Annotated in this window: 13 protein-coding genes; 11 read left to right on the forward strand and 2 right to left on the reverse strand. The window is 72.6% G+C overall.

The genetic code is table 11. The features are described 5' to 3' along the window. From P3T37_RS01300 to P3T37_RS01340, 9 genes are all read left to right on the forward strand, one after another. The gene (locus tag P3T37_RS01300) at positions 1-924 is read left to right on the forward strand and encodes an ABC transporter permease (RefSeq protein ID WP_280721476.1); all 924 of its coding nucleotides are present in this window, start codon (positions 1-3) and stop codon (positions 922-924) included. Further along, positions 921-1,910 carry an ABC transporter permease gene (locus P3T37_RS01305; RefSeq protein ID WP_280721477.1) on the forward strand — a complete coding sequence of 330 codons (990 nt, stop codon included), beginning with the start codon at positions 921-923 and terminating at the stop codon, positions 1,908-1,910. The genes P3T37_RS01300 and P3T37_RS01305 overlap by 4 nt, the downstream gene beginning before the upstream one ends. Continuing rightward, a complete protein-coding gene (locus tag P3T37_RS01310; RefSeq protein WP_280721478.1) occupies positions 1,907-2,893 on the forward strand; it encodes an ABC transporter ATP-binding protein in 987 nt (328 codons plus the stop codon). The genes P3T37_RS01305 and P3T37_RS01310 overlap by 4 nt, the downstream gene beginning before the upstream one ends. A 56-nt stretch (positions 2,894-2,949) precedes the next feature. Next, complete coding sequence (locus tag P3T37_RS01315; RefSeq protein ID WP_280721684.1) at positions 2,950-3,888, forward strand: oligopeptide/dipeptide ABC transporter ATP-binding protein; 939 nt, start codon at positions 2,950-2,952, stop codon at positions 3,886-3,888. A 93-nt stretch (positions 3,889-3,981) separates the two neighbouring features. Beyond that, positions 3,982-5,760, forward strand: a complete 1,779-nt coding sequence (locus tag P3T37_RS01320) for an alpha-galactosidase (protein ID WP_280721479.1) — start codon at positions 3,982-3,984, stop codon at positions 5,758-5,760. Between the two features lie 10 nt (positions 5,761-5,770). Next, positions 5,771-5,962, forward strand: coding sequence for a DUF6011 domain-containing protein (locus P3T37_RS01325; RefSeq protein ID WP_035804746.1), 192 nt, complete (start codon positions 5,771-5,773; stop codon positions 5,960-5,962). 86 nt (positions 5,963-6,048) lie between these two features. Next, complete coding sequence (locus P3T37_RS01330) at positions 6,049-6,471, forward strand: GntR family transcriptional regulator (RefSeq protein ID WP_280721480.1); 423 nt, start codon at positions 6,049-6,051, stop codon at positions 6,469-6,471. Further along, on the forward strand, positions 6,468-7,397 hold the full coding sequence (locus P3T37_RS01335) for an ABC transporter ATP-binding protein (protein ID WP_280721481.1): 930 nt from the start codon (positions 6,468-6,470) through the stop codon (positions 7,395-7,397). Before P3T37_RS01330 ends, P3T37_RS01335 begins: the two co-directional genes overlap by 4 nt. Continuing rightward, positions 7,394-8,419, forward strand: a complete 1,026-nt coding sequence (locus tag P3T37_RS01340; RefSeq protein WP_280721482.1) for an ABC transporter permease subunit — start codon at positions 7,394-7,396, stop codon at positions 8,417-8,419. The genes P3T37_RS01335 and P3T37_RS01340 overlap by 4 nt, the downstream gene beginning before the upstream one ends. Before the next feature lie 35 nt (positions 8,420-8,454). On the opposite strand, the gene P3T37_RS01345 is transcribed toward P3T37_RS01340, so the two are convergent. Next, positions 8,455-10,530, reverse strand: a complete 2,076-nt coding sequence (locus P3T37_RS01345) for a prolyl oligopeptidase family serine peptidase (RefSeq protein ID WP_280721483.1) — start codon at positions 10,528-10,530, stop codon at positions 8,455-8,457. Positions 10,531-10,570: 40 nt separating this feature from the next. On the opposite strand from P3T37_RS01345, the gene P3T37_RS01350 reads away from it, so the two are divergent. After that, the gene (locus tag P3T37_RS01350) at positions 10,571-11,725 is read left to right on the forward strand and encodes an aminotransferase class V-fold PLP-dependent enzyme (protein WP_280721484.1); all 1,155 of its coding nucleotides are present in this window, start codon (positions 10,571-10,573) and stop codon (positions 11,723-11,725) included. 12 nt (positions 11,726-11,737) lie between these two features. Here the strand turns inward: P3T37_RS01350 and P3T37_RS01355 are convergent, their stop codons facing one another. After that, a complete protein-coding gene (locus P3T37_RS01355; RefSeq protein WP_280721485.1) occupies positions 11,738-12,112 on the reverse strand; it encodes a hypothetical protein in 375 nt (124 codons plus the stop codon). A 272-nt stretch (positions 12,113-12,384) separates the two neighbouring features. Between P3T37_RS01355 and P3T37_RS01360 the strand changes: the two genes are divergently transcribed. Then, positions 12,385-15,222 (forward strand): DEAD/DEAH box helicase, encoded by a 2,838-nt coding sequence (locus P3T37_RS01360; protein WP_280721486.1) that lies wholly within the window; start codon positions 12,385-12,387, stop codon positions 15,220-15,222. The last annotated feature ends 38 nt before the right edge of the window (positions 15,223-15,260 follow it).

The following is a 15,260-nucleotide window of genomic DNA, read 5'->3' on the forward strand; positions in this document are numbered from 1 at the left end:
GTGACCCCCGTTGCTGAGGCCCAACGCGCGGCCTCGCCCTGGCGGTTGGCCTGGGAACGGCTGCGCCGCCGGCGCGCCGCCCTGGTCGGCGCCGGCATCATCGCCTTCTTCGTGCTCGCCGCGATCTTCGCCCCCGTGCTCACCGCGATCAGCGGCACCGGCCCGGACACCACCGACAAGCGGGCCATCGACCCGTACCTCGGCGGCCTGCCGCGCGGCAGCGCCGGCGGCATGAGCCCGCAGCACTGGCTCGGCGTCGAACCGATGCTCGGCCGCGACATCTTCGCCCGGCTGCTCTACGGCGCCCGGATCAGCCTGACGGTGGCCTTCAGCGCGGCCGTGATGATCACCGTGATCGGCGTGCTGCTGGGCATCACGTCCGGCTACTTCGGCGGCCGGATCGACACCGTGATCAGCCGCTTCATGGACGTCATGATGTCCTTCCCCAGCCTGATCTTCATGATGGCGCTGCTCTCGGTGGTCAAGAACGTCGACCGGGTGATGCTGCTGATCGTGGTGATGAGCCTGTTCACCTGGCCCTACATCGCCCGGGTGATCCGCGGTCAGACGATGTCGCTCAAGCATCGCGAGTACGTGGAGGCGGCCCGCGCCAGCGGCACCTCCAGCGCGCGGATCCTGCTCACCGAGATCCTGCCCAACCTCACCGGCACGATCATCGTCTACCTCACGCTCGCCATCCCGGGCCTGATCGGCGCCGAGGCGGGCCTGACCTACCTGGGCGTCGGGGTGCGGCCGCCCACGCCGTCCTGGGGCCAGATGATCGCCGACTCCTCGCTCTACTACAAGGTCGACCCGATGTTCTTCGTGCTGCCCTGCTCCTGCCTCTTCCTGATGGTGCTGGCCTTCACCCTGCTCGGCGACGCACTGCGCGACGCGCTGGACCCGAAGGGCAGCCGCGGATGACCGGCTTCCTGATCCGCCGCCTGTTCGGTATCGCGGTCACCCTGCTGGTGGTCTGCGCGGTCACCTTCTGCATCTTCTACCTGCTGCCCAGCGACCCGGCCGTGCAGTTCTGCGGCAAGGACTGCCCGCCCGACCGGGTGGCCCAGGTCCGCCAGCAGATGGGCCTGAACGCCCCGCTGATCGTGCAGTTCGGCCGCTACGTGCTGGCGATCTTCGCGGGCCGCTCGATGGGCACCGGCAACTACGTCGTGCAGTGCCACTTCCCGTGCTTCGGCTACTCGTTCCAGAGCGGGCGCCCGGTCTGGGACCTGATGATGGACCGGCTGCCCACCAGCGCCTCGCTGGCGATCGGTGCGGCGGTGATCTGGCTGCTGCTCGGTCTGGCCGCCGGGGTGCTCTCGGCGCTGCGCAAGAACACCTGGATCGACCGGACCGTGATGGTCGGCACGATCGGCATGGCCGCGCTGCCGGTGTACTTCACCGCGATGATCCTGCTCTACGTGGTGGTCGCGGTGCTCGGCCTGATGCCCTATCCGCGCTATGTCGCCTTCACCGACGACCCGGTCGGCTGGTTTCAGAACCTCCTGCTGCCCTGGGTCACCCTGGCGCTCACCTTCGCCGCCATCTACGCCCGGATGACCCGCAGTTCGGTGATCGAGACGCTGGCCGAGCCGTATGTGCGCACCGCCCGGGCCAAGGGCCTGCCCGAGCGGCGGGTGGTGGGCCGGCACGGGCTGCGCCCGGCGCTGACACCGATCGCCACCATGCTCGGGATGGACCTGGGCGGCCTGCTCGCCGGGGCGCTGATCACCGAGTCGCTGTTCGGCCTGCCGGGGGTCGGCAAGCTCTTCGCCGACTCGCTGGCCAAGTCCGACCAGCCGGTGGTGATGGGCATCACCCTGCTGGCCTCCTTCTTCATCATCATGTCCAACCTGGTCGTGGACCTCGTCTACGCCTGGATCGATCCGAGAGCGAGGGTGTCGTGACGCTGCTCGAAGTCAACGACCTCGCAGTGGAGTTCAACACCGCCGAGGGCACTGTGCAGGCGGTGAAGGGCATCGACTTCGCGGTGGAGCGCGGCCGGACGCTGGGTATCGTCGGCGAGTCCGGCTCCGGCAAGTCCGTCACCTCGCTGGCCGTCATGGGTCTGCACCGGGGTGCGAAGGTGACCGGATCGGTCCGCTTCGACGGCACCGAGCTGATCGGCGCCCCGGACGAGACGGTCCGTAAGCTGCGCGGCCGGCGGATGGCGATGGTGTTCCAGGACGCGCTCACCGCGCTGCACCCGTACTTCACCATCGGCGACCAGATCGCCGAGGCGCACCGCGAGCACCACGGGAGCAGCCGCAAGGAGTCCTGGGCGCGCGCCGTCGAGGTGCTCGGCGACGTCGGGATCCCCGAGCCCGCCCGCCGGGCGGGGGAGTACCCGCACCAGTTCTCCGGCGGCATGCGGCAGCGGGCGATGATCGCGCTGGCGCTCTCCTGCGAGCCCGACCTGATCATCGCCGACGAGCCGACCACCGCGCTGGACGTCACCGTCCAGGCCCAGGTGCTCGACCTGCTGATGCGGCTGAAGGAGGAGCGGGGCCTGGGCATCATCGTGATCACGCACGACCTGGGCGTGATCGCCCGGGTTGCCGACGAGGTGCTGGTGATGTACGGCGGCTCGGCCGTCGAACAGGCCCCCGCCGACACGCTGTTCACCTCGCCGCGGCACCCCTACACCCGCGGCCTGCTGGACTCGCTGCCCCGGCTGGACGCCGCCGACGGCGAGCCGCTGCACGCCATCCCCGGCAACCCGCCCTCGCTGCTGGCCCCTCCGGCCGGCTGCGTCTTCCACCCCCGCTGCCCGGTGTACGCGGCGGCCGACACCGGGCAGCGGGAACTCTGCACCGCCGGCCGTCCCAAGCTGCGGCTGGTGGCCAGCGAGCACCGCAACGCCTGCGTCCACCTGGGGGAGACAGCATGACGGTACGTCAGGACACGCTGACCGAAGCGCCGTTGCTCGAGGTCAGCGACCTCGGGATGACCTTCCCGGCCCCGCGCGGCGGTCTGCGCCGGTCGGCCGGGATCAAGGCGGTCGACGGGGTCTCGTTCGGCGTCGCGGCGGGCGAGACGCTCGGCCTGGTCGGCGAGTCCGGCTGCGGCAAGTCCACCACCGGGCGGATGCTGGTGCGCCTGCTGGATCCCACGGCGGGCCGGGTGGACTTCGAGGGCAAGGACATCACCCGGATCGGGCAGCGCGAGATGCGTCCGCTGCGCAGTCGGATGCAGATCATCTTCCAGGACCCGTTCGCCTCCCTGAACCCCCGCCAGACCGTCCAGCAGATCATTTCGGCGCCGCTGCGCGCCCAGGGGACCGACGCCGCCGTCATCCGGCGTGAGGTCCGCGACCTGGTCGGTCTGGTGGGGCTCTCCCCGGAGCATCTGGAGCGCTACCCGCACCAGTTCTCCGGTGGCCAGGCCCAGCGCATCGGCATCGCCCGGGCGCTGGCCACCCGGCCGGCGCTGGTGGTGGCCGACGAGCCGGTCTCCGCGCTGGACGTCTCCATCCAGGCGCAGATCGTCGGCCTGATGGAGCGCCTCCAGCGCGAACTCGGCGTCGCGTACGTCTTCATCGCGCACGACCTGGCGGTGGTCAAGCACATCAGCCACCGGGTCGCCGTGATGTACCTCGGCCGGATCGTCGAGATCGGCGACAGGGAGGAGGTGTACGACCGGCCGGCGCACCCCTACACGAACGCGCTGCTGTCGGCCGTTCCGCTGCCCGACCCGGTGGCGGAGCGGGCCCGGGAGCGGATCGTCCTGCTCGGCGACCCGCCGAGCCCGGCGAACCCGCCCGCCGGCTGCACCTTCCATCCCAGGTGCCCCAAGGTCCAGGACATCTGCCGCAGCGAACCACCGCTGCTGCGGATCTCCGGTCCCGGGCAGCGGCAGGTCGCCTGCCACTTCCCGGAGAACTGACCGGAACCGAACTCCCGGTCGGGCGCAGCGGGGACTCCACAAGGAGAGGCTGCGCCCGACCGGGCACCACAACTTCCTTGGAAAGGCGGCACGATGTCCCCTCTGAGCTGGGACGGCTGCGCTCCGGCCACCGGCCGTACCGAGACCGTGCGCGAGATCGGGACGGACGTCCCGGGCCTGGCGCTGCGGGTGACGGCGATCGGCGCGAGCGAGTTGGTGGCGGCGGTCTCCGGCGGCGACCGGCTGCTGCTGATCGAGGCAGGCGCCGAACGGCCGGACGACGCGGGCCCGGCGCGGATCCGGGTGGAGTGGCGGCTGCCCTGCACGGGCGCCACCGCGCTGTGGACCCCGGCCACCGGCACCCGCTGGCTGCCGCCGTCCTGGAACACCCCGCGCACCGCCTCGCTGCCCAGCGGCGCCCCGGTCGGCAGCCTGATCGCCACCGGGGACGCGGCGCTGTGCACCTTCGCGGTCGCCGAGTCGCTGCTGCCGGTCACCATCGGCGAGGGGGCGGTGGAGGAGAGCGGGGAGTTCGTCTGGTGGGTCGAGCACGAGCTCACTGCCGGCGGTGAACCGCTGCGCCTGCGCCTGGATTTGACGCAGCGTCACTTCTCCGAGACGCTGGCCGACGCGGTCGCCTGGTGGGCCGGGCTGGGGGCGGCCGCGACCGTGCCCGACAGCGCCTTCCTGCCGGTCTTCTGCACCTGGTACGCGTTGCACCTGGACATGACCGCGGCCGACGTCGAGCGGCTGGCCGCGCTGGCCGCGCCGCTGGGCTTCGCCGCGCTGATCGTGGACGACGGCTGGCAGACCGACGAGGTCTCCCGCTCCTACGCCACCGCCGGCGACTGGCAGCCCGCTCCCGGCGGCTTCCCGGACTTCGGCGCGCACGTCAAGCGCGTCCAGTCGCTGGGCCTGGCCTACCTGTTGTGGCACTCGCTGCCGTTCGCCGGCGACCGCAGCCGGGCCGCCGAGCTGCTCGACGGGCAGATCCTGGCGCACCTGCCGGAGCTGGAGACCTCGGTGCTGGACCCGGGCAGCGCGCCGGTGCGCGCGCACCTGGTCGAGCGGCTGGCGGCGGCCGTCGAGGCGTACGGCGTGGACGGCCTGAAGATCGACTTCATCGACACCTTCGCCCGCTACGCCAAGGACCAGTCGGCGGTGGCGGTCGGCGTCCACCGGCTGCTCGGCGAGCTGGACGCCCGGCTGCGCGCGGTCCGCCCCGATCTGCTGGTCGAGCACCGGCAGGGCTACGTCGGCCCGGGCCTGTGGCCGTACGCGACGATGGTGCGCGCCACCGACTGCCCGCACAACGCGGTGGAGAACCGGGTGCGCTGCACGGACCTGCGGCTGACCGCCGGCCCGCTGGCCGTGCACGCCGACCCGCTGACCTGGCATCCCACGGAGAGTCCGGAGCAGATCGCGGTGCTGCTGCAGTCGGTGCTCTTCGCCACCCCGCAGGTCTCCGTCGACCTGGCCCGGCAGAGTCCCGAGCAGCTGGCGGCGCTGCGCTTCTGGCTCTCGGTCGCGCGCGAGCACACCGACCTGCTGCAGCGCGGCGGCTTCCGTCCGCACCGCCCCGAGCTCGGCTACCCGCTGCTGGAGGCGCGCCGCGGCAGCGAGTTGGCCTTCGGCCGCTACGCGCCCGTGCCGATCCAGGTCGCCGGGGACTGGGGCCTGCTGCTGGTGGCCAACGCCGATCCCGACCCGGTGGTGCGGCTGCACTTCGCCAAGGAGCCCGGCCGGCTGGCGATCGTGGTCCAGGACTGCGCCGGCACGGCGGTGGCGACGGCGGACAGCGCCGGCGACGAGCGCGAACTCGCCCTCAACGTCCCGCAGGGAGGTCTGCTCACCGTGCGCCGCGCCCGGTAATGTACGTCCGATGACGCCCGAGCAACCCGCCCTGCTGCCGCCCGGTCCCGCCACGCTCGCCGCCGTGGTGCGGTGCCGGCGGTGCGGGCGGGTTCTGCGCGATCCGGAGGCGCGGATGCTGCGGCTGGGCAAGGAGTGCCGCGGTCCGGAGCATGCGGTGCGAGTGGTGGCCGGCGAGCAGGATCCGCTGCCGGGGATCTGAGCGCACGGCTCTCTGGCCAGGAAGAATTGACCTGGGTGCCGACTTGCGTCAGAGTTTCACTACTACACTAGTGAAAGGGTGCGGACATGATCGAGTACCGCATCGACCGGCGTAGCGGCGTCGCCACCTACCTGCAGATCGTCCACCAGACGAAGCAGGCGCTACGGCTGGGCCTGCTGCAACCGGGGGACAAGCTGCCGACCGCCCGCGAGGTGGTCGAAGCCACGGCGATCAACCCCAACACCGTGCTCAAGGCGTACCGGGAGCTCGATCGGGAGGGGCTGGTCGAACCGCGCCCGGGCCTGGGGACCTTCGTGCGACGTTCGCTGGCGCGGGCCGAGGCGGGGGCGGACGGCCCGCTGCGCGCGGAGCTGGTCGCCTGGGTGGACCGGGCGCAGCGCGCGGGGTTGGAGCACGAGGACGTCGCCGCGCTGGTGGCGTCCGTGCTGGAGCAGAGATTCGTCACCGGCGTGGCCGCGCCGAAACGTGAGATCGAGGGGAACTCGTGAACGACACAAGCGATGACCGGACGGCCCTGGAGGCCGTGGGCCTCGGCAAGCGCTACCGGCGCGGCTGGGCCCTGCGGGACTGCACCTTCCGCATCCCGGCGGGGGCGGTCTGCGGCATGGTCGGCCCCAACGGCGCCGGCAAGAGCACCCTGCTCGGGCTGGCCGCCCAGCTGCTGACGCCCACCGAGGGCACCGTCACCGTTTTCGGCCGCCCGCTGGACGCCCCCGGGCAGCGCGCCCGGGTCGCCTTCGTCGCCCAGGACAAGCCGCTCTACCAGCGGTTCACCGTCGCCGAGATGCTGCGCCTGGGCCGCGAACTCAACCCCGGCTGGAACCAGACCGCCGCCCAGCGGATCGTCGACCAGGGCGAGTTGCCGGGCGACGCCCGGCTCGGTTCGCTCTCCGGCGGCCAGCGCACCCGGGTGGCGCTCGCGCTGGCGCTGGGCAAGCAGCCCGACCTGCTGATCCTGGACGAGCCGATGTCCGACATGGACCCGCTGGCCCGCCACCAGCTGATGGGCACCCTGATGTCGGAGGCCGCCACCAACGGCACCACCCTGCTGATGTCCTCGCACATCCTGGCGGAGCTGGACGGGACCATCGACCACCTGCTGCTGGTGGACGCCGGGCGGATCCGGCTGGCCGGCGAGGTGGACGAGATCCTGGCGGCCCACCGGCTGGTGTCCGGCGCCGACCCGGGGGAGGGCGCGGCGGACCCGACGGCCGGGCACACGGTGGTCGAGACCCGCCGCATCGGCCGCCAACTCACCGCGCTGATACGCCCCGAGGGCGAACTCAGCGGTGCCCTGGAGGTCAGCCGGCCGACCCTGGAGGAGCTGCTGCTCAGCTACCTCCGCTCGCCGCAGGCCCCCACCCTCTTCACCGACAGCGCCCGCGCCGGACACGACGCGGCGGTGGCGGCGTGAGCGTGGCGAGCCTGATCGAGCAGGTCGCGACGGACGAGGGCCCGAAGCTTCGCCCCGGGCGGCTGCACGGCCTGGCCTGGCTGGTCTGGAGGCAGAACCGCTTCCTGCTCTGGGTCGTGCTGGCGGGTGTGGTGGCGGTGGGCTGCTGGCTCTGGTACGAGCACTCCGCCGTCGTGGCGGCCACCGAGCGGATCCACCAGGCGGGTTGCAGTTACGACTCCGACACCTGGGCCGCCAGCGGGCAGAGTTGCTGGCCGCTGCTGGAGGACGTGGTGAACCCGACGGGCGCCTTCACCGGTGAGCTGCAACCCGCGCTGGCGGCCGTCCCGGCGCTGGTCGGGATGTTCGTCGGAGTGCCGCTGTTCAGCCAGGAGTTCGAGCGCGGCACCCACCGCCTGCTGTGGTCCCAGTCGGTGTCCCGCACGCGCTGGCTGGCTTTCCGGTTCGGCGCCGCGGCGGCGCTGGTGCTGGTGGCGAGCACCGCACTGGCCGCCCTGGCCAGTTGGTTCTGGCACACCGACGTGCACACTGAACTGGGCGCCTTCGACCCGCCGTTCCAGGGTGTCACCTATCTCGTGCTGGGCATCGTGCCGGTGGCCACCGCGCTCTTCGGCCTCGTCCTCGGGGTGCTGGTGGGCCTGTTGGTGCGGCGCACGCTGCCCGCCGTCGGGATCACCGCGGCGCTCATGCTCGCGGTGGAGTGCGGGATGTACCAGCTGCGTCCGTACCTGTACCCGCAGGTCTACGGGGTGCAGCCGATCCGCCCGAACTTCGACACCTTCATGCAGCCGACCGACGCCTGGCTGGTCTCCAACGGCATGATCCTGCCCAACGGCACCAAGGTCGCCAACGACGGTGCGTGCATCAACCAGCGGGGCTGCCGGCAGGTGAGTCAGGTGTACGGCTACTACCACCCGGTCTCGCACTTCTGGCCGATCCAGCTGATCGAGAGCGGGATCCTGCTCTGCCTCACTGCCGCCGTGGTCGCCTTCGTGTTCCACCGGGTGCGCAGGGTCGCCTGAACCGTCCCGGGGGCCGCGGCCCCCGGGACGTTGCGTCAGCTCAGCGCCCCCTGGAGGAAGGCGAGTTCGGCGCTCACGATGCGTTCGTGCGCGCCGCCCGCGGTCAGGTGGCTGACGCCGGGCAGCGGCAGCACGCTGTGCGGGCGCCCCGCCTCGTGCAGGGCCTGCGAGAGCAGCAGGGTGTGCGAGGGGTGCACGTTGTCGTCCGCCAGCCCGTGGATCAGCAGCAGCGGACGGGTCAGCCGCGGTGCGTCGGGGATCAGGCAGTCCGCCTGGTAGCCGTCCGGGTTGTCCTGCGGCAGACCGAGGTAGCGCTCGGTGTACGCGGTGTCGTAGTGCCGGAAGTCGGTGGGCGGCGCGCCCGCCGAGGCGGCGTGGAAGACGTCCGGGCGGCGCAGCACCGCCAGCGCCGCGAAGTAGCCGCCGTAGGACCAGCCGCGCACCGCGACCCGGTCCAGGTCCAGGTCCGGGTGGCGCTCGGCGAGCGCGTGCAGGGCGGCGACCTGGTCGTCCAGGGCGACCTGGGAGAACCGCCGGAAGACCGCCTTGGCGAAGGCGGGGGAGACGAACGGGGTGCCGCGGTTGTCGGTGGTGACCACCGCGAAGCCCTGGTCGGCCCACCACTGGCGCAGCTGCCAGCGCCGCGGGTCGGCGGAGATCGCCTGGGCGCCGGGGCCGCCGTAGACGTCCAGCAGGACGGGCAGGCGCTGCCGGCTCAGGTGGCCGCGCGGGTACACCACCGAGGTGGGCAGGCCCAGTTCGGTGACCCGGGCGAGCTGCGGCACGACCCGGTAGGGCAGCGGCTCGGCGAGGTCGGGCAGCGTGAACTCGCTTTCCTCGCGCAGGATCCGGCGCTGCACGCCGTCCGGGGTGGCGGAGACCAGCAGCAGGGTGTCGGCGGCGGCCAGCGCGCTGTGCACGCCGGGGCCCTCGGTGAGCCGCTGCAATGTGCCGTCCGCCGGGTCCAGCAGATGGACGTGCTGGTCGGCGGGGTCGCCGTCGGTCGTCTCGATCAGCAGCCGGCCGCGCAGCCGGCCGACCACCCGGCGCACCTGGAGCCGCTCGCCGGTCAGGATCCGGCCGTCCAGGGCGATCGCGCGGGCCCGGCCGTCGGGGGTGTCGGCGGAGGTCAGCAGCCCGCCGCCGTCCAGCCTGGCCGGCGTGCCCGGCAGGTCGTCCACCCAGAACTCGTCGGTGGTGCGGGAGAGTTCGACGGTCTTGCCGGTGGCCGGGTCGGCGCTGAGCAGCAGCACGGCCTGCTGGAGGCGGTCGGCCACGGTGAGCAGGATCTCGCCGTCGCCCTCCCAGCCGGCGGCGCAGACGTACGGGTAGCGCTCGGCGTCCCAGTCCAGCGCGGTGCGCCGGCCGTCCAGCGCCAGCACCCAGAGCTGGACGTCCGCGTTGGGGCCGCCGGCCTGCGGGTAGGCGAAGGACTCGGCGGGCAGTTCGGGGCGGGTCGGGTCGGCGAAGTGGCGCAGCGGGAGGTCGGCCTCGTCGACCCGGGCGGCCAGCACGGCGGAGCCGTCCGGCGACCACCAGTGGCCGCGGTGGCGGCCCAGTTCCTCGGCGGCGGCGAACTCGGCCACGCCCCAGAGCGCGCCGTCCGGCGGGCTGAGCGGGCCGTCCAGCCCGGTGACGTGCAGCACGCCGTCAGCGACGTACGCCGTCCGGCTGCCGTCCGCGCTCGGGCGCGGGTCGAACACCGGGCCGGCGGCGGGGAGTTCGGCGCACTCGCCGGTGGCGGTGTCGGCGCGGAAGAGCCGGCCGTCCAGCGCGAAGACGGCAGTGGCGCAGTCGGGGGTGGCGGCGAACGAGCCGATGCCCGGCGCCCAGAGCCGGACCCGCTCGCGCAGCCTGCGCTCCAGGACCGGCAGGGCGGCCAACTCCCCGGTGCGGCCCGGCAGCAGTACGGTGGGGTCGGCGGCCAGGTGTTCCTGACGAGTCGTCAGGTCGAGCAGCCAGAGCCGCTCCACCGGGTCCTGCGAGCCGGTGGAGCGCAGGAAGAGCAGGCGCTCGCCGTCGGCGGCCAGGGTGAACGCGCGCGGGGTGCCGAAGCTGAAGCGGCCGGTGCGCGCGCTGAGGGCGAGGAAGGGATCGGAGAGTTCGGTCACGGGTGCGATGGTACTATGCAGTGTGAAATGTCACACGTCATTGGACGGGGAAGTTCTGCCCGAACCGATCGCCGGTGCCGCCGAGCTGTTCGCGCTGGACCCGAGCGTGGCCCATCTCAACCACGGATCGTACGGCGCGGTGCCGATCCCGGTGCAGCAGGCGCAGGAGCGGCTGCGGATCGAGCAGGAGCGCGATCCGGACGCCTTCCTGCTCGAAGCGCCCGGCCGGGTCGCCGAGACCCGGCGCGCGGTCGCCGCCGTGCTCGGCGCCGATCCCGACGGGCTCGCGCTGCTGACCAACGTCACCGAGGCGGTCGCCGTGGCGCTGGACAGCATCGCCTTCGCGCGCGGGGACGAGATCCTGGTGACCGACCACGGCTACGGCGTGGTGACCCGGGCCGCCGAGCGGCGGGCGGCCGAGTGCGGTGCCACCGTGCGCACGCTGGCGCTCCCGCTGGACGGCGGGGACGACGCCGCCGCCACCGCCGTGCTCGCCGCGCTGCGCCCGCGCACCAGGGTCGCGATCCTGGACCGGATCACCTCGCCCACCGCCCGCGCGATCGCCACCGGCCCGCTGGTCCGGGCGCTGGCCGAGCGGGGGGTGATCACCGTGGTGGACGCCGCGCACGCGCCGGGGATGCTCGGCGTGGAGCAGGAGATCGGCGGGGCCGACTTCTGGTTCGGCAACCTGCACAAGTGGGCCTTCGCGCCGCGCCCCACCGCCGTCCTCGCCGTCCGGCCGGAGTGGCGCGAGCGCGTGCGCCCGCTGACCTACTCCTGGGAGCACGAGCAGGGCTACCCGGCCCGCGTCGAGTGGCGGGGCACCGGCGACTACACCGGCTGGCTGGCCGCCCCCACCGGGCTCGCCCTGCTGGCCGAGCTGGGCGTCGAGCGGGTGCGCGCCCACAACGAGCGGCTGGCCGGCTACGGGCAGCTCGCGCTGGCGGAGCTCGCGGGCCTGGCGGCGCTGCCCGCGTCGCCCGGTGTCGCCATGCGGGCGCTGCGGCTGCCGCCGGGGGTGGCGCAGGACGAGTCGTCCGCGAAGGCGCTGATGGCGGCCGTCCGCAGCAGGCTCGGCGCCCGCATCGCGGTGCGGCCGTGGGCCGGCGGCGGGGTCCTGCGGATCAGCGCGCAGGTCTACAACCGCCCCCAGGAGTACCGGACGCTGGCGAGCGGTCTGGCCCGGCTGCTGTAGCGGACGGGCTGCTCAGACCTCGATGCCGATCTCGATGGTGCGCAGCTTGTGCCGGGCCATCGCCAGGTTGGCCCGGCTGCGGTGCAGGGCGAGGTAGAGGAAGAGGCCGCGCCCGGAGGAGGTGGTCAGCGGCCGGATCAGGTGGTACTGGCTGGACAGCGTGATCAGGATGTCCTCGATCTCGTTGTCGTGCAGGTTGAGCATCTCCATGGTCCGCATCTTGGCCCGGACCACGTCGGTGTTGCCGGCCGCTGCGACGTTGAGGTCGAGGTCCGCGCTGTCCCCCAGTGATCCCAGGGCCATCCCGCTGCTGTAGTCGACCAGGGCGACGCCCATCGCACCCTCGATCGACATGGCTTCCTTGAGCGCGGTCTCCAGATTCGGCATGGTGCTGCTTCCCCTCGTCGTCGGTGTGTGCCTCTGTGTCCGACTGTAGGGAGCGTGCGAACGCGAGGTTGACGTTTGATCACAGGCGACGGAAGCAGATCGACAGGTGATCGCTTGCGACGCTTTTCGACCGGGAGCGGTCCCGAAAACGGTGCGATCAATGTCAGTCCCGGCGGGTAACCTCTGGCTGAGATGCTGGATCACCACACCAACCGCACCACGCAGGCGTCACCGTCTGCGACCCACTATCACGGGAAGAAGAGGTGACGCCGATGAGCAGCGCCCTGCCTGACGACGACGCGATGAGCCCCGCCGAGGCCTACGCGGCCTCCCGCCTGCGTGCCAAGAAGCAGGCCACCGCCCTGTACGGCTTCCAGGAGCTGTACGACTTCCCGCTCGACCCCTTCCAGCTGGAGGCCTGCGAGGCCCTGGAGGCCGGCTCGGGCGTGCTGGTCGCCGCCCCGACCGGCTCCGGCAAGACCATCGTCGGCGAGTTCGCCGTCCACCTGGCCCTGGCGGCCGGCCGCAAGTGCTTCTACACCACCCCGATCAAGGCGCTCTCCAACCAGAAGTACGCCGACCTGGTCAAGCGCTACGGCGCCGCCAAGGTCGGCCTGCTCACCGGTGACAACACGGTCAACGGCGACGCCCCGATCGTGATCATGACCACCGAGGTCCTGCGCAACATGCTCTACGCGGGCTCGCAGACCCTGAACGGCCTCGGCTACGTGGTGATGGACGAGGTGCACTACCTCGCCGACCGGTTCCGCGGCGCGGTCTGGGAGGAGGTGATCATCCACCTGCCCGAGTCGGTCACCCTGGTGTCGCTCTCCGCGACCGTCTCCAACGCCGAGGAGTTCGGCGACTGGCTGGACACCGTCCGCGGCGGCACCAAGGTGATCGTCTCCGAGCACCGCCCGGTGCCGCTCTGGCAGCATGTGATGGCCGGCAACCGGATGTACGACCTGTTCTCCAACCCGGACACCGACGGCCGCCCCAAGAACGGCCCGCGCAACCCCGCCAAGTCCGTCAACCCCGAGCTGGTCCGGCTGGCCCGCTCCGAGATCGACCGCAACCCGCGCCAACAGCGCGGCCGCGGCCGTTCGATGCCCACCGGCCGCCCCGGCCGGGTCTGGACGCCCAGCCGAGTGGACGTGATCGAGCGCCTGGAGGCCGAGGGCCTGCTGCCCGCGATCACCTTCATCTTCAGCCGGGCCGGCTGCGAGGCCGCCGTGCAGCAGTGCCTGCACTCGGGCCTGCGGCTGAACACCGACGCCGAGCGGGCCCAGGTGCGCGCGCTGGTCGAGCAGCGATGCGCCGCCATCCCCGACGAGGACCTGCACGTCCTGGGCTACTTCGAGTGGCTGGACGCGCTGGAGCGCGGCGTGGCCGCCCACCACGCGGGCATGCTGCCGCGGTTCAAGGAGGTCGTCGAGGAGCTCTTCCTGCACGGCCTGGTGAAGGCCGTCTTCGCCACCGAGACGCTGGCGCTGGGCATCAACATGCCCGCCCGCTCGGTGGTGATGGAGAAGCTGGTCAAGTGGAACGGCGAGATGCACGCCGACATCACGCCCGGCGAGTACACCCAGCTGACCGGCCGGGCCGGGCGCCGCGGCATCGACATCGAGGGCCACGCCGTGGTGCTCTGGCAGCGCGGACTGGACCCGGAGGCCCTGGCGGGACTGGCCGGCACCCGGACGTACCCGCTGAAGTCCTCCTTCAAGCCGTCCTACAACATGGCCGTCAACCTGGTCGGGCAGTTCGGCCGGCACCGCTCGCGCGAACTGCTGGAGACCTCGTTCGCCCAGTTCCAGGCGGACCGCTCGGTGGTCGGCATCTCCAAGCAGGTGCAGCGCAACGAGGAGGGCCTGGAGGGCTACCGCGAGGCGATGACCTGCCACCTCGGCGACTTCGAGGCGTACATGAACCTGCGCCGCTCGCTGAAGGACCGGGAGAACGAGCTCGCCCGCGAGGGCACCGGTCAGCGCCGGGCCGCCGCGATCGACTCGATCGAGGCGCTCAAGCCGGGCGACATCATCCACGTGCCGACCGGTAAGTTCGCCGGCCTCGCGCTGGTGCTCGACCCGGGCCTGCCGCCGGTCAGCCGCTCGCCGCGCACCCAGCGCCACCCCGATTATCAGGACGGGCCGCGCCCGGTGGTGCTCACCGCCGAGCGGCAGGTCAAGCGGCTGGCGATGATCGACTTCCCGCACCCGGTCGCCGCCGTGGACCGGATGAAGATCCCCAAGTCCTTCAACCCGCGCAGCCCGCAGTCCCGCCGCGACCTGGCCTCCACGCTGCGCACCAAGGCCGGGCACCTGGAGCCGGAGCACTACCGCAGGGGCCGCGCGGCCGCCGCCGACGACCCCGAGATCACCCGGCTGCGCACCGAGCTGCGCGCGCACCCCTGCCACGGCTGCGACGAGCGCGAGGACCACGCCCGCTGGTCCGAGCGCTACCACCGGCTGCACCGGGACACCGACCTGCTGGAGCGCCGGATGCGCTCGCGCACCCACACCATCGCCCGCACCTTCGACCGGGTCTGCGGGCTGCTCACCGACCTCGGCTACCTGCGCGGCGACGAGGTCACCCCCGACGGCCGGCGCCTCGGGCGCCTCTACGGCGAGCTCGACCTGCTCGCCTCGGAGTGCATCCGCGAAGGGGTCTGGAAGGACCTCGGTGCCGCCGAACTCGCCGCCTGCGCCTCGGCGCTGGTCTACGAGGCCCGCCAGGCGGACGACGCGTCGACCCCGCGGGTGCCGGAGGGCAACGCCAAGGAGGCGCTGGGCCGGATGGTCCGGATCTGGGGCCACCTGGACGCCCTGGAGGAGCAGCACCGGATCTCGACGGCCGAGGGCGTCGGCCAGCGCGAGCCCGACCTCGGCTTCGCCTGGGCGGCCTACCGCTGGGCGCTGGGCCACAACCTGGACCAGGTGCTGCGCGACGCCGACATGCCGGCCGGCGACTTCGTCCGCTGGACCAAGCAGCTGATCGACGTGCTCGGCCAGATCCAGGACGCGGCGGGCGAGGACGCCCAGCTGCGCAGCACCGCCCGCAAGGCCGTGGACGGGCTGCGGCGCGGCATCATCGCGTACTCGTCGGTGGGCTGACGGCACACGCTGAAGGGCTGGGGGACCGCGTGCCTGCG

Source organism: Kitasatospora sp. MAA4, assembly GCF_029893355.1.
GTDB lineage: Bacteria > Actinomycetota > Actinomycetes > Streptomycetales > Streptomycetaceae > Kitasatospora.

Excerpts from the sequence above, each read along its gene's own strand:
- P3T37_RS01355 (WP_280721485.1), bottom strand. The coding sequence starts at position 12,112 with ATGCCGAATCTGGAGACCGCGCTCAAGGAAGCCATGTCGATCGAGGGT.
- P3T37_RS01320 (WP_280721479.1), top strand. The coding sequence starts at position 3,982 with ATGTCCCCTCTGAGCTGGGACGGCTGCGCTCCGGCCACCGGCCGTACC.
- P3T37_RS01325 (WP_035804746.1), top strand. The coding sequence starts at position 5,771 with ATGACGCCCGAGCAACCCGCCCTGCTGCCGCCCGGTCCCGCCACGCTC.
- P3T37_RS01360 (WP_280721486.1), top strand. The coding sequence starts at position 12,385 with ATGAGCAGCGCCCTGCCTGACGACGACGCGATGAGCCCCGCCGAGGCC.
- P3T37_RS01330 (WP_280721480.1), top strand. The coding sequence starts at position 6,049 with ATGATCGAGTACCGCATCGACCGGCGTAGCGGCGTCGCCACCTACCTG.
- P3T37_RS01305 (WP_280721477.1), top strand. The coding sequence starts at position 921 with ATGACCGGCTTCCTGATCCGCCGCCTGTTCGGTATCGCGGTCACCCTG.
- P3T37_RS01315 (WP_280721684.1), top strand. The coding sequence starts at position 2,950 with ATGACCTTCCCGGCCCCGCGCGGCGGTCTGCGCCGGTCGGCCGGGATC.